Here is a 749-nt window from a genome sequence, read left to right as displayed (position 1 = left end):
GGTGGCATCATCAACTTCATCAGCCGTCGTCCGCAGGGCTATGGCGTGCGCCAGCACGCCGGGGTCAGCCTGGAGAGCGACGACGCCTTCAGCAGCGACGGTTTCGGCTACAAGCTCAACTACCGCGTCAGTGCCCAGCAGGGCGACTGGGAGGCCCTGTTCGGCAGCACCTGGCAATCGCGCGGGATGTTCTACGACGGCGACAACACGCGCATCGGCGTGGCCTATCCCGGCGAGATCCAGGACACCCGTGACCGCGACCTGATGCTCAAGCTCGGCTACTGGATCGACGATGCCCAGCACCTGCAGTTCAGCGCCAACCACTACCGCCTGACCGGCAACAACGACTATCTGCCGGTGCTCGGCGACCGCGACGCCGGTATCCCGACCAGCGCGACGCGCGGCGACGTGCCCGGCGAGGCGCCGTTCAACGAGAACCGTCAGTACAGCCTCGACTACAGCCACTCGGACTGGTTCGGCAACATCCTCGACGTGCAGCTGTACCAGCAGCGCTATCGCGGCCAGTTCGGCGCCCTGCTCAGCGGCTCCTTCCAGGACCCGGGCATCGCCCCCGTCGGCACGTTCTGGGAGCAGAGCCGCAGTGACTCGGAGAAACTCGGCGGCAAGCTTACCCTGCGCCGTACGGGCCTGTTCGACGGCCTGCTGGACCTGGCCAGCGGCCTTGATCTGATGCGCGACGAGGGCGAGCAGGTGCTGGTGCTGAGCAACCGCAGCTACGTGCCGCCGTC

1 pseudogene is annotated in these 749 nt (G+C 66.9%); it reads left to right on the top strand.

From position 1 onward, the window contains the following. Window positions 1-749 (top strand): annotated as a pseudogene (locus J0A65_RS24740) (hypothetical protein); the annotation flags it as partial.

Source organism: Bowmanella yangjiangensis (assembly GCF_017255015.1).
In the GTDB taxonomy this organism is placed as follows: Bacteria; Pseudomonadota; Gammaproteobacteria; order Enterobacterales; family Alteromonadaceae; genus Bowmanella; species Bowmanella yangjiangensis.
Note: the sequence above shows the minus strand (reverse complement) of the source record. Positions and strands in the feature narration are given on the sequence as shown.